The 19,512-nt window shown below is 46.4% G+C and carries 20 protein-coding genes; 10 read left to right on the top strand and 10 right to left on the bottom strand.

Annotation, left to right across the window (positions count from 1 at the left end; all coding sequences use genetic code 11):
• The first annotated feature begins 19 nt into the window (after positions 1-19).
• The 6 genes from L5L77_RS09035 (at position 20) to L5L77_RS09010 (ending at position 4,669) form a co-directional block, all read left to right on the top strand.
• Positions 20-775, top strand: coding sequence for a MotA/TolQ/ExbB proton channel family protein (locus tag L5L77_RS09035; protein ID WP_263222599.1), 756 nt, complete (start codon positions 20-22; stop codon positions 773-775).
• Positions 772-1,209, top strand: a complete 438-nt coding sequence (locus L5L77_RS09030) for an ExbD/TolR family protein (protein WP_263222597.1) — start codon at positions 772-774, stop codon at positions 1,207-1,209. Before L5L77_RS09035 ends, L5L77_RS09030 begins: the two co-directional genes overlap by 4 nt.
• Positions 1,210-1,306: 97 nt before the next feature.
• Positions 1,307-2,293: a hemin ABC transporter substrate-binding protein gene (locus tag L5L77_RS09025; RefSeq protein WP_263222595.1), complete on the top strand. Its 987-nt coding sequence runs from the start codon at positions 1,307-1,309 to the stop codon at positions 2,291-2,293.
• Between the two features lie 50 nt (positions 2,294-2,343).
• Positions 2,344-3,360 (top strand): FecCD family ABC transporter permease, encoded by a 1,017-nt coding sequence (locus tag L5L77_RS09020; RefSeq protein WP_028761552.1) that lies wholly within the window; start codon positions 2,344-2,346, stop codon positions 3,358-3,360.
• A gap of 10 nt (positions 3,361-3,370) precedes the next feature.
• Positions 3,371-4,210 carry a heme ABC transporter ATP-binding protein gene (locus tag L5L77_RS09015; RefSeq protein ID WP_263185502.1) on the top strand — a complete coding sequence of 280 codons (840 nt, stop codon included), beginning with the start codon at positions 3,371-3,373 and terminating at the stop codon, positions 4,208-4,210.
• A gap of 114 nt (positions 4,211-4,324) precedes the next feature.
• A complete protein-coding gene (locus L5L77_RS09010) occupies positions 4,325-4,669 on the top strand; it encodes a DUF2956 domain-containing protein (protein ID WP_028761554.1) in 345 nt (114 codons plus the stop codon).
• Between the two features lie 46 nt (positions 4,670-4,715).
• Here L5L77_RS09010 and L5L77_RS09005 read toward each other — a convergent pair whose 3' ends face one another.
• Entirely contained in the window at positions 4,716-5,237 is a 522-nt protein-coding gene (locus tag L5L77_RS09005) for a hypothetical protein (protein ID WP_263185501.1), read from the bottom strand.
• A gap of 612 nt (positions 5,238-5,849) precedes the next feature.
• Positions 5,850-7,388 (bottom strand): leucyl aminopeptidase family protein, encoded by a 1,539-nt coding sequence (locus tag L5L77_RS09000; RefSeq protein WP_263222592.1) that lies wholly within the window; start codon positions 7,386-7,388, stop codon positions 5,850-5,852.
• A 219-nt stretch (positions 7,389-7,607) separates the two neighbouring features.
• Here L5L77_RS09000 and L5L77_RS08995 point away from each other — a divergent pair, with 219 nt between their 5' ends.
• From L5L77_RS08995 to L5L77_RS08985, 3 genes are all read left to right on the top strand, one after another.
• Positions 7,608-9,068 carry an aminoacyl-histidine dipeptidase gene (locus L5L77_RS08995; protein ID WP_028761557.1) on the top strand — a complete coding sequence of 487 codons (1,461 nt, stop codon included), beginning with the start codon at positions 7,608-7,610 and terminating at the stop codon, positions 9,066-9,068.
• Between the two features lie 244 nt (positions 9,069-9,312).
• Positions 9,313-9,867: a cache domain-containing protein gene (locus L5L77_RS08990; RefSeq protein WP_028761558.1), complete on the top strand. Its 555-nt coding sequence runs from the start codon at positions 9,313-9,315 to the stop codon at positions 9,865-9,867.
• Positions 9,868-9,962: 95 nt separating this feature from the next.
• The gene (locus L5L77_RS08985; RefSeq protein WP_263222589.1) at positions 9,963-11,609 is read left to right on the top strand and encodes a methyl-accepting chemotaxis protein; all 1,647 of its coding nucleotides are present in this window, start codon (positions 9,963-9,965) and stop codon (positions 11,607-11,609) included.
• Between the two features lie 152 nt (positions 11,610-11,761).
• Here the strand turns inward: L5L77_RS08985 and L5L77_RS08980 are convergent, their stop codons facing one another.
• Positions 11,762-12,694: a DMT family transporter gene (locus tag L5L77_RS08980; protein ID WP_263192021.1), complete on the bottom strand. Its 933-nt coding sequence runs from the start codon at positions 12,692-12,694 to the stop codon at positions 11,762-11,764.
• Between the two features lie 92 nt (positions 12,695-12,786).
• On the opposite strand from L5L77_RS08980, the gene L5L77_RS08975 reads away from it, so the two are divergent.
• Positions 12,787-13,686, top strand: coding sequence for a LysR family transcriptional regulator (locus L5L77_RS08975; protein ID WP_028761561.1), 900 nt, complete (start codon positions 12,787-12,789; stop codon positions 13,684-13,686).
• Between the two features lie 44 nt (positions 13,687-13,730).
• On the opposite strand, the gene dinB is transcribed toward L5L77_RS08975, so the two are convergent.
• The 7 genes from dinB to nqrE form a co-directional block, all read right to left on the bottom strand.
• Positions 13,731-14,807, bottom strand: a complete 1,077-nt coding sequence (gene dinB, locus L5L77_RS08970) for a DNA polymerase IV (RefSeq protein ID WP_263192020.1) — start codon at positions 14,805-14,807, stop codon at positions 13,731-13,733.
• Between the two features lie 202 nt (positions 14,808-15,009).
• On the bottom strand, positions 15,010-15,477 hold the full coding sequence (gene bfr / locus L5L77_RS08965; RefSeq protein ID WP_263192018.1) for a bacterioferritin: 468 nt from the start codon (positions 15,475-15,477) through the stop codon (positions 15,010-15,012).
• A 9-nt stretch (positions 15,478-15,486) separates the two neighbouring features.
• Positions 15,487-15,960: a bacterioferritin gene (bfr, locus tag L5L77_RS08960; RefSeq protein ID WP_006080475.1), complete on the bottom strand. Its 474-nt coding sequence runs from the start codon at positions 15,958-15,960 to the stop codon at positions 15,487-15,489.
• 252 nt (positions 15,961-16,212) lie between these two features.
• Positions 16,213-16,437: a (Na+)-NQR maturation NqrM gene (gene nqrM / locus L5L77_RS08955; RefSeq protein ID WP_105250019.1), complete on the bottom strand. Its 225-nt coding sequence runs from the start codon at positions 16,435-16,437 to the stop codon at positions 16,213-16,215.
• 15 nt (positions 16,438-16,452) lie between these two features.
• Positions 16,453-17,499: an FAD:protein FMN transferase gene (locus L5L77_RS08950; RefSeq protein ID WP_113939874.1), complete on the bottom strand. Its 1,047-nt coding sequence runs from the start codon at positions 17,497-17,499 to the stop codon at positions 16,453-16,455.
• Between the two features lie 98 nt (positions 17,500-17,597).
• The gene (gene nqrF, locus L5L77_RS08945) at positions 17,598-18,854 is read right to left on the bottom strand and encodes an NADH:ubiquinone reductase (Na(+)-transporting) subunit F (RefSeq protein ID WP_028761565.1); all 1,257 of its coding nucleotides are present in this window, start codon (positions 18,852-18,854) and stop codon (positions 17,598-17,600) included.
• A 46-nt stretch (positions 18,855-18,900) separates the two neighbouring features.
• On the bottom strand, positions 18,901-19,509 hold the full coding sequence (nqrE, locus tag L5L77_RS08940) for an NADH:ubiquinone reductase (Na(+)-transporting) subunit E (RefSeq protein ID WP_006080469.1): 609 nt from the start codon (positions 19,507-19,509) through the stop codon (positions 18,901-18,903).
• Positions 19,510-19,512 lie beyond the last annotated feature (3 nt).

The raw sequence follows: 19,512 nt of genomic DNA, 5'->3' as shown, positions 1-19,512 counted from the left end.
AATCGATTGGAGAGGCTTAATGCCCGTAACTGATTTTTCAACCCTACAGACTCAGCTTGGCGTGCTGACTTGGCCCTTGTTGTTATGTGCTTTTTTAGCTTTGATGATCTGCCTTGAACGTAGCGCCTTGTTTTTGCAACAAACTTTGCTGTCAATCTGGCCAAAAAAACAGGCCTGGGTAAAAGCATTGCGTCAATCAAGCTCAGCGGCAACCACTGAAAACGTTAGCGCGCTGCTAGCGCAAACCAGCGCACAGCAAGATTTACTCGCCCGTGGCGCGACCTTGTTACTCAAACAAGTCCACCAGCCAAAAGTGCTAAGGGAAGAATTACTCAGTCTATGGCTCAATAAGCAACAACGCGACTTGCAAGCCGGACTCAAGGTTTTACAAGTGATTGGCATCATTAGTCCACTACTCGGTTTGCTCGGCACAGTATTGGGACTCATCGAAATGTTTGCCCAACTCGGGCAATCACAAGGCCCCGTCACTCCAGCACAACTCAGTGCTGGACTGGGCCTTGCGATGAACACCACAGCTGCCGGACTCATGATCGCCGTGCCCGCCATTACCGCCGCCCATCTTTTTGGGATCTGGGCTCAAAGCCAATGCCTGCGCGCTGGGCATGTGCTCAATCAACTCAATCTCTGGTTAGCGGGTATCGAAGATATTTCAATTGATGCCAATCATTACCATGCATTCACCCGAGTCAGTAAAACCAGCGTCGAGCAAAAATTGGCATCCAAGCCCCATTCTCAAATTGAGCCACAGACATGATAAGTGCAGATAAATCATTCTTATCGCAGGCTGGCATTGCTTCGCCTGAGCAACTTCCGAGCCTAGATTTAACCGCGTTAATCGACATTATTTTTATCGTGCTGGTGTTTTTACTGCTGACGGCAAATAGCCAATTATTGAGTTTGCCGGTAGATGTGCCACAAAGCCCAAGCTCAGCTATCACGGCAATCGACAACAAACAAACAATTGCCATCAATATCATGGCAACAGCGCCTTATTGGGCTATTGATGGCAAAGAGTTTGATGACTTAGCCACTTTTACCACTGAATTTACTGCACATTTTCAGACTATGCCGAAGGCGACGGTTGTCATTGTCGCCGACAAAGCCGCGCCAGTGGAACCTTTGATGCAACTGCTTGCACTGTTGCAGACGCAGTCCATCAGTCAGACACAAATTTTGATGGAGCATTAGCGTATCCGAACCAGCCATTTAAATGAGAAAGCAAAAGTCTGATATCAAAAAACGGCATCTAAGCCTGTCGCGAACAAGTTGTATTAGGAGTTTAACCATGTTGTTTCAAGCAACTAAAATACCAGTAAAAAAAGGTTCCAGTGCTCAGCGTTATCAACATAAGCGCACATATAAGATATTAAAAAATTTGATGTTTTTCACATCAGCACTTACGGCCTTACTATCCTCAAGCGTTTTTAGCGCTGAACTGAGTGCCGAGCCAGAGATAAGACTCGTGAGTGCGGGTACAGGAGTCACAGAGCTCGTGCTCGCCCTCGACGCAGGCAATGAGCTAGTCGCCATCGACTCCACCAGCTATGTGCCTGAAAGTTTGAGCCATGTGGCTAAGCTTGGTTATCACAGAATGCTCTCCGCCGAAGGCATTATTGCCCTCTCCCCAACGCTGGTTGTCGGTTCAGATGTGATGGGACCAGAAACCACACTTAAGGTATTAAAACAGGCGAATATCCAAGTCGTGCAATTACCCGCAACAAATGATGAACCACAACTTATGAACAATGTGGATACCTTAGGTCACTTACTCAATCGCCAAGAACATGCGGTTAAATTAAAACAAGATTTACATCAACAACTGCAAAGCTTAGCGGGTAAAAAACAACAAGTGCGCGATGCGGGCTCTCAGCCAAAAATTCTCTTCATGCTGTTACAAGAAGGCCGCGGTGCACGGGTTGGCGGTAAAGGCACAGCCGCAGATACTATTATCGAGCTGTCTGGGGCACAAAATATCGCCGAGTTTGATGGCTACAAAAGCATGTCTCAAGAAGGGATTCTGTCCTTGCAGCCCGACATTATTTTGCTGTCAAAGCGTAGCGATAAACCCACAGATCAAACTAATGCACAAATTGCTCAAGAACTGTTGAAAGAGATGCCACTACTCGCCCATACCCCAGCAGGTGAAAACGGCCATATTCAAACACTAGCACCGCAAGCCCTTCTCGGTGGTTTAGGCATCAGTGCCATAAGCGCCGCGGATACGCTCGCCAGCACATTGCTCAAGCAAAACCATTCACAAACGCAGCGATGAGTACAGTTAGCACTAATTAACCCCAGATAAAAATAGAAAGGATATTTGAGATGTTCCTCAACCGCTGGCTCTGGCCGAGTCTAGTCACACTGTTAGCCCTAAGCGGCTTACTCTCGGTCAGCACTGGCCCCGTTAGCATCAGCTTTGTCGACGCCCTAAATGCAGTGTTCAATTGGGCTACCCAGCAAAATATCGGCAATATTGCGCCCCACGAGCAACTGGTAATCAACAATGTGCGCTTACCACGGACATTACTGGCGTTAGCAGTAGGCGCTACGCTCGCACAGTGCGGCGCGGTAATGCAGGGGCTTTTTCGCAATCCCTTAGCGGATCCCGGTATTATCGGAGTGTCATCCGGCGCTGCACTTGGCGCAGCCATCTGTATCGTGCTGCTACCCAACGCGAATCCGTTGATGATCCCCATCAGTGCGTTTGCATCGGGATTAGTGACCACCCTTATCGTCTACCGACTCGCCAGCAGCCCAACAGGTACATCGGTCGTATTATTACTTTTGTCGGGTGTTGCCATAGCTGCGCTGGCAGGCGCAGGAATAGGTGTTCTCACATATCTTGCCAACGACATGGCGCTACGTGACTTAACCCTATGGCAAATGGGATCGATTGCAGGTGCGCAGTGGCTATATGTCAGTCTGTGTCTTGTGACCTTAGCGCTACTGAGTTGGCGATTTCACCAAGATGCGGCGGCACTCAATGCCTTGCTGCTTGGCGAATCCGAAGCACGCCACTTAGGGATAGATGTCGATAGGCTCAAACTTAGGCTTATTTTGCTTTGCGCCTTAGGGGTTGGCGTAAGTGTAGCTGCAACAGGAATTATCGGCTTTATCGGCCTCGTCGTACCGCATTTAGTGCGCATGATGTTAGGGCCAGATCATCGCCAACTGCTGCCCATCAGCGCACTTTTAGGTGCAGCCCTATTGGCATTGGCCGATATCGGCGCGCGCGCTTTTTTACCGCCTGCCGAGTTACCCGTTGGACTCGTCACCGCGCTCATCGGTGCGCCTTTCTTCATCTTTTTACTACTGCAACAGCGCAGTAAGCTAATCTAAGCGAGTTTTTATGGCTGCAACATCCTTTGCAAATCAACCATCACAATCGACAACTTATTCAGCTAAGGCGCAATTTGATCGCACCGAGCTCAGTATTTGTCAGCTCGATGTCAGCATCGGCCCAAAAACCGTGCTCAGTGATATTAATGTACAGTTTCAATCAGGTGCAGTAACCGCCCTACTCGGCCCAAATGGTGCGGGTAAATCCACCTTGCTTAAAGCCCTTTGCCAAGAAATCAGCACACCAAGGCAAAGTATACGGCTAGGCCATAGCCAGCTGGCGGATTGGCCTAGGAGCGAGCTGGCAAAATCCTTAGCCGTACTGCCGCAACACGCCAGCCTCACCTTTCCCTTCACTGTGTCAGAAGTCGTAGCAATGGGTTTATATCCCTTAACCATCAGTAAGATAGAAGGTGATGCGTTAGTTGCCGAGCAACTGGCGCAAGTGGGCTTAACCCATCTGGCTAAGCGCAGCTATCCAACCCTCTCTGGCGGCGAGAAACAGCGAGTCCAACTCGCCAGAGTCTTGACTCAACTCAGGCAATCGCCGTTTCCGCCCGTACTATTACTGGATGAACCTACATCGGCGTTGGATCTTGCCCAGCAGCACAGAGTACTTGAATTAGCCCAAAACTTAGCTCACCAACAAGGCTACACTGTAATAGTGGTACTGCATGACTTAAACCAAGCCGCGCGCTATAGCGATCAATTAATTGTGTTAAAACAAGGGCGAATCGTCAGTGAAGGCACGCCATCCGATGCTCTGTCGGTTGACACCATTAAGGAAGTATGGGACTACGAGCCCGTATATATCCCCGCCCCACAGGGTGGACATCCACTGATTTTTTAATGGAAAGAAGATATTCATCTTACGTTTTTGAGGCCTAATGTGGGTATAATCGCTGCGTTTACACTTTAGCTATCACCTTTTAGCCACAGCCGCATTAATTTAGGCAGAGCCCAGATGAAACCCACTATCTCGACAGAAACTCAACAAGAAGCACTAGTCGCAGCCAAAGCCACCCAAAAGCCGGGCCAAACCAAAGAGCAAACTAAACTCATTGCCCAAGGGATTGAAAAAGGTATAGCTGAATATAAAAAGCTGCAAAAAGCCAAAGCTCGCGAACGGGATAAAGCACGTAAACAACAGTTGAGAGCAAAATCTCGCACAGTTAATGACACTGATGAACTAGAGGATTCAGACGAATTATTCGAATCTCAACGTCAGTTCACCACCGCGACTTGGATTGCCATAACGCTTTTACTATTAAGTTGGGTAGGGTTTGCCGCATATATCTTTGCAGATTAAAGGCTATGATTTATATATAAAAATTAAAAAATCTATATATCACTTGTTAGGCAATATCCTCTAATACCTTACACACATCATTAATTGAAAAAATATTACCGTTAAGGCTTGCTCGGTCTTTTGATATATTCAGAACGAGCCTAAATACGTTGTTCGCATCAGGATAACGGGCAAGCTCTAAAATGATGTCATCACCATTTTCTTCTGCAGACCGAAAATCCCAGCCCTTCCCTGATAAATCAAAAAGCACTTCCGCCGTTTCAGTATTGATTAACACAGGCGCATAAACCCAATGCGACATTCGCATCTCACTGGGGTTGATATCCAGTGTTAACTTACCATTTTGAAAAAACAGCTTAGTGTCCATAAACAGTCCCTGAGTAACAAGTATCACAAGCGATAGGCCGATAGCTTGTATATTGAACCCCATATCCATTTGTTGTCCATACCGCATCACTTCTAACACGAACCATTTACGCTCATTACCATCAGGCAAAACCGTTAAACGCTTAAGCAAAAAAAAGACAAAAAAAAGCCTGCTCAATGAGCAGGCAAAGACATATTTCAAGCGTCCCTTTCGGGGAAGTACATTACCGCGCTAGCGGGAAAAACCTGGCATATCCATGCAAAAACATCAATATGCTACTTGAGTCTAAACACGCCAAAAAAGGCGATACAAAGGTTGATGGATGATGGAAACTCAAACTTTAAGGAGGGTTAGGCCTTAAAGCTCATGGCGAATAAACCGCCACGCAAAACATCAGTGTTAAACCAAGTGTTTTGCCAATAAATATGGTTGTTGCCTGTATAAGACATAGTCAATACTCCTAAATTAGTTGTGATTAAGTACTCTAGTGAAGCTTGGCTCGGTTCCTTGGAACTAGAGATTCTCATATCCGTTGAGACGACTTGTCACTCAGGTCCTTGGAGAAAAATATCCATCCTGGATAGACTAGAGAGGAAAGGCGTAGTGCCTAATCCACGAAAGCAATTATATGGATTTGTAGTTTTATTACAACCTTTATTTGTATTTTTTTTGATTAAGGCTTTTTAATGTAATTAAATTACACAACTATAGTGAGGTTAATGGCGACCTGCTTCACAGAAAAACAGAAATAACCCTGTAAATATCTAATAAATAAGATATTACAGAATTATTTCTATTTGTTACCACAAATCGTTAGCGATTGATCAGATATTGATACAAGCCCACCAGCGGACTCGCTGTAGGTTTGCCGTAGAGCGGATCACCTTCTGTTGCACTGCCTGCAATATCTAAGTGTGTGTAAGCCAAGGGAATAGGGGCTGTTACACCATGGTCAAATAGCCCCGACGCTTTCAGTAAAAATGCCGCGGGATACTGATGTCCACGGGCGGTAATCGATGATGGCGCATTATTGGAAGATAATATTTCAGCAGCGCCTGACACATCGCGGATCTTAGCGAAGTCTTCAGGGCGTAATGTAGACACTTCAAAGGGTTCACCCCATTGAGTCGCTTGCTGCTGTAAAGTGACAGCGCATTGCTGTGAACTCGCCACTGAGTTTTCCACCGCCGCAGGATAACTGCCATAACAACGCACTACGTGACCCGTGAGTGTTGCTACCGAAAACATTTCAGGCTTCACCGCCGACACGGCTTTGATGCGTAAATGACTCAATAAATCCGCCAGTACTAAGCGCCCTTCGGCATCCGTATTACCAATCCGCACTCGTACACCCGCATGACTGGTGATGATTTCATCGGTCACGAAGGCTTCGCTGCCTATGCTATTACGCACTAAACCTAACTCGGCAATCACTCGAATGCCCTTAGGCTTAAGCATTGACAGGGTTTTGAATAGCCCCACCACAGCAGAAGCGCCGCCTTTATCACGGCTCATGCCCGCCATAGAACCGCCGACTTTCAGATCGGCGCCGCCGGTATCGTAAATCACGCCCTTACCCGCGAACAGGAAAGTGCGAGTCACTTCACCCTCTGGCAGATACTCTAATTTCACCACCCGAGGTTGATGACGACCGACGGCAAAAGAGGAGCGCGCCACGGCACTGAGCAGCGGATAATCACGTTCTAAAATATCTCTGTCTTCTACCACTGCGGTTTTGATCACGCTGCCCGCTAAGGATTGCAGACAATAGTCAGCAAAGGCTTTAGCCGACATGCGCTCAGGTTCTGTACCACATAAATCCCGCGCTAATACGCGGCCCGCTTCTAAGGCATTGAGTAAATTGCTGTTATGAGTTGATGAGGATAATAATCCTATGGCCTCAAATGCAGGCGTTAAGCCCGTCGCTTCACGCAGCTCTAAGGTTTGCCACAGTTCTTGACCGCAGGCTAACGCCGCGACTTCAGCGGCAAAACCAAAACGCAGATCCTTCGATGGCACCACATATAACAACGGACGTTTGGCGCCCGCCTCTTTTGCGATAGCAATCGCCGCCCTTGCAGCATCGGCATAGACACGCACGTCCACATACTCGTCGTTCACTTGGGTAACAGGCGCGATGATCAAGCGACCTCCCGCCAGACCCGGGGCAAACAGTAATGTCGGGCTCTTACCTACGCGCTTATCCACGTGGGCACCGTGCTGAGCCAATAAACTGATCTCATCAAAACCTATGGTATCCAGATCTGGCGTCACCACCACAACTGCATCCCAACCTTCACCATCAAAAATGGCATTTTCTGCTTTTACATCAACGAAGTTAACTTGAAACATGACCCATCCTTTTTCATTATTGTGTCTGCATTATTCCCGCTCTATCACCTAATTACCAATCTAAAAGTGCTACCGACACTTCCAGAAAAAATCGAACTGGAAACTTTGGCTGCCAGCTCACCAAAAGCCTGTGACGCTGAGATTATTTGGCTGCACAGAATGTGGTAGAATGGCCGCAAATTTGCCCTATACCCACAAGACCTTATGAGGGACACTCAAGTGACAGCCTTAAGTCAGTTATACCCGCAGCCATTATGGCAATGGTTCGAACAAATTTGCGCGATTCCCCATCCATCTAAGCATGAGCAAGCCTTAAGCCAGCACATTCAAGCGTGGGCTAAAAGCAAACAACTTGCCGTCGTTGAGGATGCCGTTGGCAACTTGATCATCCGTAAACCTGCGACGCCGGGTATGGAAGATCGTAAAATCGTGGTTATTCAAGCCCATATCGATATGGTGCCACAAAAAAATGCCGATAAAGTGCATGATTTTACTAAAGATCCTATCGAAGCTTATGTCGATGGCGATTGGGTTAAAGCCAAGGGTACAACCTTAGGTTCAGATAACGGTATTGGCATGGCATCGGCTTTAGCCATTTTAGGCTCTGATGATATCAAGCACGGCCCATTAGAAGTGCTGCTGACGATAGATGAAGAAGCGGGCATGACAGGCGCCTTCGGTTTACAGGCTGGCATGTTAGACGCAGACATTCTGATCAATACCGACTCAGAGCAAGAAGGTGAAATCTACATGGGCTGCGCCGGTGGCGTTGATGCTCAAATCACCCTGCCTATGGTGTGGCAAGCCTCTGAGCAAAGTTACTCAGCCTTTAGCCTGCACTTATCTGGCTTAAAAGGGGGTCACTCTGGGGTGAACATTCACTTAGGTCGTGGTAATGCCAACAAGCTATTGGCGCGTTTCCTCTTTGAAAACGCAGATGATTTAGCGTTGGAGTTGACCCAATTTAGCGGCGGTTCACTGCGTAATGCGATTCCACGTGAAGCCAACATCAGCTTTATGTTGCCAGAAGAAAACGTCAGCGCCTTAAACGAAAAAGTCGCTGAGTTTGAAGCGCTTATCCGCACCGAACTCGCCATTGCCGATCCCGATATGCGTTTAGTGTTAAACACTATCCCCACGCCAAAACGTGTGATGAGCGAAAACAGCCAAAATACCCTGATCGATTTGCTGCATGTGTGCCCGAACGGCGTGATCCGCATGAGTGATGAAGTCGAAGGTGTGACTGAAACCTCGCTCAACGTTGGCGTTATCAGCACTAACGATGAAGAAGTCACTATCCTGTGCCTTATCCGCTCGCTGATCGATTCTGGCCGTACTCAAGTCGAAGGCATGTTAACTGCGCTGACCAACTTAGCCGGAGCCGATATCGATTTAAGCGGTGCTTACCCAGGCTGGAAGCCAGATAACAGCTCACCTGTAATGGCGATAGTGCGCGAAACCTATCAAGATATTTACCACAAAGAGCCAGTGATCATGGTGATCCATGCGGGTCTCGAGTGTGGTCTATTCAAGAAACCCTATCCAGACATGGACATGGTCTCGATTGGCCCCACCATTCGCTATCCACACGGTCCAGACGAAATGGTAAACATCACCACAGTCGGCCAATATTGGACATTATTATTAGCCGTACTCGAGCGCATTCCAGTCAAGGCTTAATGTTCTAACCTTACCCTAGCTCACTCAATTCAAGGCCATATCTGCTCAAGTCAGATGTGGCCTTATTTTTTACCGCGGATTCTATTTGTGTAGAAATGCCATCGATAAAATTTTTATGAAAGAACTGAATAACTTGAATTTTCTACTATAGTTGTTCTGTCTGACCCTAACGTATTTTTGCTTATCGCGCTTTTAGAGATAACCGCTTTCCCCTTCAATACTGTGACCTTAAGGAATAGAGAGCATGAAATTTGGTAAAATCTTGTCAGCCGCTGCACTACTGCTCAGCAGTAACCTCAGTTTCGCCGAAGAAGTCCCCAAAGCCGTTATAGACCTAGCCGATTCACTGATGCCATTAGGCAGAGAAGTGGTACTGGTGAATGCTGTTAAAGCGCAAAATGCCCAAGGCAAAAGCTTAGATTCAATCAAAACATTAGATGAAAAATGGATTGCCACCGCAGGTATTGATGACTTTATGTCATCCCTGATGAACAACGAAGCGGCCAAGTTTCTCACGACCTTCGAAGCCAGCAAACCTTACTACCAAGAAATTTTCCTCATGGACAATCAAGGCGCGAACGTCGCCATGATCAGTAAAACTTCAGATTATTGGCAGGGTGATGAGGATAAATGGCAAAAATCCTTCGCCAATGGCAAAGGCGATAAACACATAGGTCCGGTCAAGTTTGACGAGAGCTCCCAAGCCTATCTAGTACAAATTTCTATTCCAGTGATGGATGGCGATGCTGCAATTGGCGCTATCACGATTGGGATCAACCTAGATCAATTTGGACTCTAATTACCAGAGAACGCCAGTGATGGGCTGCATCCTCTTACCACAGAGGTTATTGCGGCTCTCACCTTTTCAGTGCATCAATCAAGGAGGGCGTGACTATGGAATGGTATAAAGATCTATCCGTTAATCAGAAACTGACTTATCCAAGTCTGTTACTCGCTGGCGTAGTCATCTTCGCCTCTTCAACTGGCATTTTAGGACTCAAAGCCTTAAATCACAGCGCGAATACACTCGCGCTTGAATACTTACCAAGCCAATCTGAGCTACTACAGGCCGATAAAGAGCTTTATCAAGCTCAAGTGGCCGAGCGCAGCCTGATGTTTGTTAACGTGGGCACAGACTCTTACAACGATCTTTTAAAGCAGCACACTAATAGTATCTCTCTGGTTAAAGAACATATTGATAAGTTTGCCGATGTGACCACAAGTCCCCTCGCTAAAGATAAGCTCAATGAATTGAATCACAGTTTCGATACTTGGCGAGCGACAACCACAGAAATCAGTAATCAACGCACCCAAAATGGCCGTAACGGTAGAACGACGGCGATTGATCTTAGTTTCGGTCAAGCAGCAACGCAATTCGAGCAACTACACCAGAACATTAATTATTTAATCAATGATTTAAATAGTAATACTACCGCAGCGATAGCCCAAGTAGATGATGATGCCAATCATGGACAACAGATGCAGTTAATTGCCTTAGCCATCAGTCTCTTGATCTGCATACTCTTTATCGTTGCACTGCCTAAACTCATCAGCAAACCGCTGGCGGTTTTACTCGCAAAAATCCACGACATTACCGATGGTGATGGCGATTTGACCGAACGAGTCCACTTAACCTCTAAGGACGAGCTTGGTGATCTCGCCAAGGCATTCAATCATTTTCTCGATAACTTACACGGTATTATCTCGCAATTTAAACAGTCTACATCAGAGCTCAACTCCGCTGCCGAAGGTCTAGCCAAAACCAGCGCATCAGCAAAACATACCTTGATGGATCAACAAGCTGCAACCCACAGAATCGCCGATGCCAGCGATCATATTGCCGCATCCGTGCAAGAAGTATCAGTCAGTGCCAGTCATGCCGCCGATGCCGCTAAACAAGCCGACGTATTTACCGCCGACGGTCAGGCAAGAGTGAAAAAAACCATCAATGTGATTCGTGAACTTGCGGGAGATGTGGGCACGGCAGAAATGCAGATCAATAAACTCGAACAGGAAGGCCAACATATCGGCCGCGTACTTGAGGTGATTCAAGCCATTGCCGAACAGACGAATCTATTAGCCCTTAACGCCGCAATTGAAGCGGCGCGCGCGGGCGAACAAGGACGCGGCTTTGCAGTGGTTGCCGATGAAGTGCGATCCCTTGCCTCTAAGACTCACCAATCCACCGAAGAAATTAAATTAATGATCGCCAATGTGCAAAATGGCACTCAAAGTGCTGTGGCAGCGATTAATATCGGTAATGAAAAGGCTATCTCAAGCGTAGAAGCCGCCAGAAATGCCGGTGAAGCCTTAGCGCATATTGCAGAAATGGTCAGCCAAATTAGTGAGATGAATAATCAAATCGCCCTTGCAGCTAAAGCGCAAACCACTATGGCCAACGAGAGTCATCAAAATATTCAACACATTGCCGAACAGTCGGAGGAGAGTCTACGAACCACTGATGAAATCTACGCAGCAAGCGTACAACTCTCGTCAATGGCGAGTAACCTCACGGCGCTGGTCAGCCGCTTTAAACTGTAATTTTTGAGGGTGAAAGCTTTTATATAAGTTACCTTTTGTAAATCAGTGATGTTTGAAAGGTCCCCTCAAACGAATAAGGGAGCATAAACCTGTCGCAGTGATTATCTGAATTCAGGTGCTCCCTTATATTTAAACAGCAAAGCTAGCACAGATTAGCAGCGCTTAACCACTAAGCCTCTTGCCGCGCGTATGTTGACTAACATAGGTAACATCAACGCAAGGATCACTATCAGCATCCCTACCAACTGAATTTCCGTCACCGCCTGCCCCATGGCTAACGCCGTTAATGCTGCAAAAACGGGCACGAGATTAAAAAAGATCGATGCCTTAGCGGGGCCAAGCGCCTTAACACCGTTAATCCAAAACAGATAACCGAGCACAGTGGCGAACAAACCTATGTAGAGTACGCTAGAAAAAGCCGTTGCCGACAGTTCCATCAACTCCAGCCAAGGGTGAAACTCACCTCGGCCAAGCCCAACCACGGACATAGACACACTGGCAGCTATCATACTCAGCAAGGTAAATGGCAACACTGGCAACCAATGGCCGACCCGTTGCGAACAAATGGTATAACCACTCCACGCCAACATGCCGGCGGCAATCATCACATCACCTTGGTTAAAACTAAAGTTGAGCAACTGCTCCACACTACCGTTGGTGATCACTAGCAGTACGCCCGCCAATCCGCCCACTAAGCTAAACACTTGTTGTCTGCTGAGCCATTCAAGTTGTAATAGCGCATTGACGATTGAAGTCACTAGCGGGCTGAGCGCCATAATCAAGGCACCATTGGCAGCAGAGGTATGCTGCAGGCCATTAAATAACGCCAGATTTAAGCCGCCCACACCAATCACACCCACTAACGCTATGACAATATATTGCACCAAACTCAATTTGGGCCAAGCCTGACGAGTAAAAACGATATATAACGCTAGAGTCACAGCCGCAATAGTAAAACGCCAAAAGACGAGGGATTCTCCTGACATCTCCTCCAGCACTCGCTTAGCAATCGGAAACACACTGCCCCAGCTAAAAACGCAAATCAGTAGACAAACGAATGTCATGTAAGGTGTATGGGATTTCATATCGGACTCTAGGGAGGTAATTGGGATTGAGCTTAGTTTATAAGTTTCATATATTATTAAAACCAACAAGATTGAGAGCTTAAATTCCAAATATGAAACTTAATTATTCCTTAGACGATATGCGCTTATTTTGGGTAGTGGCACAGCAAGGGAGTTTTAAGCTCGCGGCGCAGCACTTAGGCATTCCACCTTCAACCTTAAGCCGTCGAATCAATCTGTTAGAACAATCCTTAGGCCTGCGTTTACTGCACAGAGACGCCCATAGAGTCAATCTTACCGCCACAGGTCAGCGGTATCTCGAACGCTGCGGCCCGCTATTTATCGAGTTAAACCAGGTATCTGGTGAGTTGCATGCGGATAAACATCAAGCGGTTGGCAAATTGCGGATCTCGGCGCCCATCAATACAACCTATCGCTGGCTGGGTGAATCACTCAACGCCTTCCAACGGCATTATCCCAATATTGATATCGATTTAAGTCTGTCGAACATGAATATCGATGTCAGTGAAAACGCCATCGATATCGCCTTTCGAGTGGGCGAACCTAAAGATCCCGATTGGATTGCAAGGCCACTTACCACGATTAGCTTTGTACTTTGCACCAGCACATCGGCAACGCAGTGGCATGCGCTGCAATCCATTGAAGAGCTGGATCAGCATCCGGTTATCATCGCCAAGCCCACAAAAACGTGGCGTTTACAGCACAATAGCACAGGGCAAAATGTCGAGTTTGAACCAAGGGGGAATATCAAATTAGCCGTCGATGATATGGCGATTGCCTGTCAGGCCGTGGTGGCGGGGCTTGGGATTGGACTCATACCCATCAGCATGGCGAGTGAACAGATACGAAGTGGCAAACTCATTCAAATACTGCCCGAGTGGCAAGGTATTCCGCGTACCGCCTACTTAATGTATCGCGATCGAGACAACCTGCCCTTACGAGTCAGACTGTTAATTGATTTTATGTTGGCGAATCCACCCGAGGCTTATTGAGCCAATGCAGGCATGAGTCTGCGGCTTATCGACTCAATAAACGGCTAGAGTGCTAAATCCAACTGAGTCTGGCCGTTTAAGCTTGTGGCGACGACAAGAGTAGAATCGGCGAGGCCGACCGAAATACCCAATAGACGAATGCCACGGCCTTCTTGCCTTTCCATAGCCTGTGCGAGTAGCTCATAGAACATTACAATTGAGACTTCATCGCTCCGGTGCTCAATTGTAGTCTGCTTGAAATCGTTAAACTTAAGTTTGACCACCTGTTTATGTATTTTGCGTTCCTTAGCACTGCGACTTAAACGCAAGGACAGTTCTTGGATCAAACTCGGCATCACCTGCTGGCACTGCTCTAAACTATAAATATCCTTCGCTAATGTGGTTTCAACACCCACTGATTTGCGCTCTCTGTCGGCAGAAATCCCCCGTTCATCTATGCCTTGGGAACGCTCAATCAACACGCCACCAAACTTACCGAATCGCGCTAAGAGCTCAGGTTTAGAATAAGCTTGCACATCACCACAGGTATTGAGCCCGAGCGAAGAGAGCTTTTCGGCGGTGACTTTACCAACACCGGGAATTTTACGCAGCGTTAAGGTCTTAACAAACTCAGAAAGCGTCTCTGGCGTAATGACATATTGGCCGTTTGGCTTGTTCAGATCCGAGGCGACCTTAGCTAAAAATTTTACTGGCGCGATACCCGCCGATGCGGTTAAACCCGTTTCGGCTAAGATATCGCGACGAATGGCCTGCGCAATCAAGGTCGCAGAGCCCTTATATTGTTGGCACTCACTCACATCCAAATAAGCTTCATCTAAGGAAAGCGGCTCAATTAATTGGGTATATCTGGAAAATATTTCACGAATTTGTAGCGACACTTCTTTGTAAACCTGCATCCGGCCTGGTACTAAAATCAGCTCAGGGCACAACTTAAAGGCATAAGCCGTTGCCATTGCTGAACGTACACCGAATTTACGTGCCTCGTAACTACAAGTACTGATAACACCGCGACGGTCGCTACTGCCGCCTACGGCTAAAGGCTTGCCACGGTACTCAGGAAAGTCGCGCATTTCCACTGCAGCAAAATAGCAGTCCATATCGATATGAATAATTTTTCGCACGTTGAATTCCTCCAACGCCAAAATACTGTATATAAAAACAGTAATCAAGTATTCCTGATAGATTTGGGCCAATAAGATGTGGCCTAGCGCTGGAAAAGAGAACAAGACAAGTGTGAGGAACAACAGACATGCTTAATAACTGAGTTTCCTAGGCCATTACACTCAGTGACCTAGGTATTTACTCAACCTAACAATCTAAGGCTCACATCTTAGTTTGCAGGTAGTTTTGCAATCCAACACGGTCAATAAGCCCAAGTTGTTTTTCGAGCCAATACATATGGTCAGACTCTGTATCGTCGAGTAATACTTCAAGGATTTCGCGGGTCTGGTAATCTTGCTTCTGCTCACACAGTGCAATCACTTTGCGCAAATCGTCCGCGACCTTGTATTCATAGGCGAGATCATTACGTAGCATTTCTTCTACATCTTTACCTATGTTCAATGCCTCACGGGCGGCAACATTGGGTGTACCTTCGAGGAATAAAATGCGCTGCACTAATTTGGCTGCATGGGCTTTCTCATCATCTGACTCATGGGCGATACGCTCATAGAGTTCTTTCAGGCCCCAATCTTCGTACATATGGGCATGGACAAAATACTGATCCATTGCCGAGAGTTCTCCCGTTAGGAGTCGATTTAACGCATCGAGGACGTCTTTATCGCCTTTCATATTTTGCTCCTATTGGTCGCTAATTTGCGATTGTAGATAATTTTGAATACCGGTTAGCGTAATGAGCTCTTGCTGCGACTCAAGCCAATCTAAGTGCTCTTCTTCGTCTTCGAGAATATCTTCCAGCAGATCGCGGCTCACATAGTCCTGTTCAGCTTCACACAAGCTGATCGCATCACGCAGCAATGTAAGCTGCTCTTGCACCATGGCCAGATCGCAATCGAGCATCTCTTGGCTATGTTCACCAATGCGAAGTTTTTCGAGTTGTTGCAGATTAGGCAGACCTTCCAAAAACAGCACTCGCTCGATGAGCTTATCGGCATGCTTCATATCTTGGATGGATTTTTTGTATTCGACGTGGTTTAACTTCTCTAAGCCCCAATGTTTAAACATGCGGGCATGGAGGAAATATTGATTGATGGCGGTCAACTCACAGGTAAGCACCCGATTCAGTTGCCCAACCACTTTAGGATGACCTTTCATAAGTTACTATCCTTGGTAAGCGTGAAAAGATTGATCTAAATCAAGCTTCTAGCCTAGTACAATTTATCGACCAACTCAAATTATCTTTATATTTCACTCACTTAATGATGAAAAGCATTCTCATTCCTGCTTAGATTAACTTGCTATCCCACTCTAATCCCAAGGATAAATCTCAAATGATTAACCCGTGTAAGAAAATACGAGGCAAAAAATAGCCCCCTAAATCGGAGGCTATGATCGAATCAAGACTATTTAGATAATGCGGTCTTTCGTTAACTTCTCACGACGTGCTTCTTCAGCGGCCATACGACGTTTACGTTTGTCACAAGGGTCATCACAATCACACGCTTTTTCAATCCCTAGAACACCTAAACCGCCACAACTTCCTTCAACGGCTTTGCGCTTGATGAGATAACCAATCGACATGAGCAAAAAGAAGACTAACAAGATCACAAATGCCGCGATAAAAGAGGTCATGGTTTACTCCAAAAACTAAATAAGGAAAGGCTTGAAGGCGTCGCTGTAATAGACCTTAAATCCGTCGCCTTGCTTTTCGATTAGCATTATCGCCAAGTGTTCCTTCTTGGCAAGCTCCAATGATGCTTCTGTGCCCAAAACCATCATGGCCGTCGCAAAACCGTCGGCCGTCATACAATTTTGATGCAATACAGTCACGGATGCTAACTTATGATTTATCGGCAAACCAGTACGCGGATCGATTATATGCGTAAAACGTTGGCCGTCTTCTTCATAATAATTACGATAGTCGCCAGAGGTCGCCATCGCCATAGTACCAGGTGCAATAACCTGCTGTACGGCTTCAGAGCCATCATTGGTCGGTTGCTCTATAGCAACACGCCAAGAGCTTCCATCACCTTTGGCACCTTTGATACTCAGTTCGCCACCGATTTCAACTAAATACCCTGTCGCGTGGTATTTATCAAGAATGGAAGCGATCTTATCAACCCCAAATCCCTTCGCGATTGATGATAAATCTACATATAAATAGGTGTTGTGCTTACTTAGACGGTTGCCTTCAATGGAAAGTTCACTAATCCCTGTTTTGGCTTTAGCCGCATCAATATCAGCCTGTGTCGGAACTTTCGTTGGACGCTTATCAGGTCCAAAACCCCACAGATTAACTAAAGGACCTAAGGTAATATCAAGTGCCTTATCCGTCACTTGATATAAACGTATTCCCTCTTGCACCACTTTTATGGTATCCGGTGAGACTTCAACACTTTGCTCCAATGGCAATTGGTTGAAACGGGATAATTCTGAATTAGGCCGATAGGTCGACATCTGGTCATTGACTAGCTCAAGGGCTAAATCAATCTCCGCTTGAAGTAACTGCGCCGTCGGCATCTGCTCATTCGGAACGACTTTAATGTGATAAGTCGTGCCCATAGTGCTGCCGGCCAACGAAATGACTTCGTTTTGCTTAGAACAGGCTGAAACAAAAAAGGCCAGTCCCACGAGGACTAGCCAGTTAAATGAATACTTTAACGCTGAGGTATTGATCTTTAAGGTCTGAAACATAGTGACCTACTACTCTTATTTGGGCCCTTAAATGCAAAAGTTGCAGATGAAAGGTTAACCTCAACATCTGCAACTTTTCTATCTAGGACTAATGAACATTAGCCGCCGAAGTCATCCAACAGGATGTTTTCGTCTTCGACACCAAGATTTTTCAACATACCAATGACGGCGGCGTTCATCATTGGAGGTCCACACATGTAGAACTCACAATCTTCTGGAGCATCATGGTTTTTCAGATAGTTTTCATACAATACGTTATGAATAAAACCTGTGTAACCATCCCAGTTGTCCTCTGGTTGAGGATCTGAAAGTGCCACATGCCATACGAAGTTATCATTCTCAGCCGCTAGGCCGTCGAAATCTTCTACGTAGAACATTTCACGCTTAGAACGTGCACCGTACCAGAAGCTCATCTTACGTTTAGACTGAAGACGCTTCAGTTGGTCGAAGATATGTGAACGCATTGGCGCCATACCCGCACCACCGCCGATAAACACCATTTCTGCATCGGTATCTTTCGCGAAGAATTCACCGAATGGGCCAGAAATTGTCACTTTATCGCCAGCTTTTAAGCTCCAAATGTAAGATGACATCTTACCGCAAGGCAGAGTCAAGTTACGTGGTGGAGGCGTAGCAATACGCACGTTCAGCATAATAATACCGAACTCTTCTGGGTAGTTAGCCATTGAGTATGCACGGATAGTTTCTTCATCAACCTTAGATTCAAGATTGAAGAAACCGAAGTGTTCCCAGTCGCCACGGTATTGTGCAGGTACATCAAAATCTGCATATTTAATATGATGAGCAGGTGCTTCGATTTGAATATAACCGCCAGCACGGAATGGTACAGACTCGCCATCAGGAATTTGCAGCTTCAGTTCTTTAATGAAAGTGGCTTTGTTATCGTTAGAGATAACTTCACATTCCCATTTCTTGATACCGAAGATTTCTTCGTCAAGCTCGATTTCCATATCGTTCTTAACGTTAACCTGACAAGAAAGACGACAACCTTTACGGGCATCACCTTTGCTGATGTGGTCAAGTTCCGTTGGCAGAATATCGCCGCCGCCAGACTTAATCACCACGCGACATTGGCCACATGAGCCACCGCCACCACACGCACTCGATACGAAGATACCGCTGTTAGCCAAAACGCCTAACAACTTACCGCCCGCACCGGTTGTAATCGCTTTTTCAGGATCGTCATTAATGCCGATCGTGATGTCACCACTAGCCACTAACTTAGACTTAGCGAATAAAATCACTAATACCAAGATGAGGACGATAGCAGTAAACATGCTCACACCGAGGTAAACCTCGAGCGGAGTAGATTTAAAAATACCAAGAATATCCATTAACTTATCCTTAGAAGGTCCAATTCAAGAAGCCGTTATGTGTCTCTTACAGAGACACACCTGAAAACGACATGAAACCTAAGGCCATCAAACCAGCGGTGATAAAGGTAATCCCTAAACCACGTAGGCCGTTAGGCACGTCGGCATACTTCAGCTTCTCACGGATACCGGCCATCAATACGATAGCTAATGCCCAACCCACTCCTGAGCCGAAACCAAACACCACACTCTCGCCTAGCTTGTAGTCACGCTCAACCATGAATGATACCGCACCGAAAATCGCGCAGTTCACTGTGATCAAAGGTAAGAAAATACCTAATGCGTTGTACAAAGGTGGAAAGTACTTGTCCAGTGCCATTTCCAGAATTTGAACCAAAGCCGCAATCACACCGATAAAGGTAATGAATTTCAAGAAGCTTAAGTCAGCTTCAGGTGCGCCAGCCCAAGCAAGTGCACCAGGAGCTAGCAGCCCTTGATAGATAACTTGGTTTGCAGGGACAGAGATAGTTAACACTACAACTACCGCAATCCCTAGGCCCATGGCTGTAGTGACTTTCTTAGACACAGCCAAGAAAGTACACATACCTAGGAAGAAGGCCAGTGCCATGTTTTCAATGAAAACAGAGCGAATTAACAGGCTAATATAATGTTCCATCGC

The sequence above is a fragment of the Shewanella sp. SM29 genome (genome assembly GCF_025654245.1).
GTDB lineage: Bacteria > Pseudomonadota > Gammaproteobacteria > Enterobacterales > Shewanellaceae > Shewanella > Shewanella oncorhynchi.
Note: the sequence above shows the minus strand (reverse complement) of the source record. Positions and strands in the feature narration are given on the sequence as shown.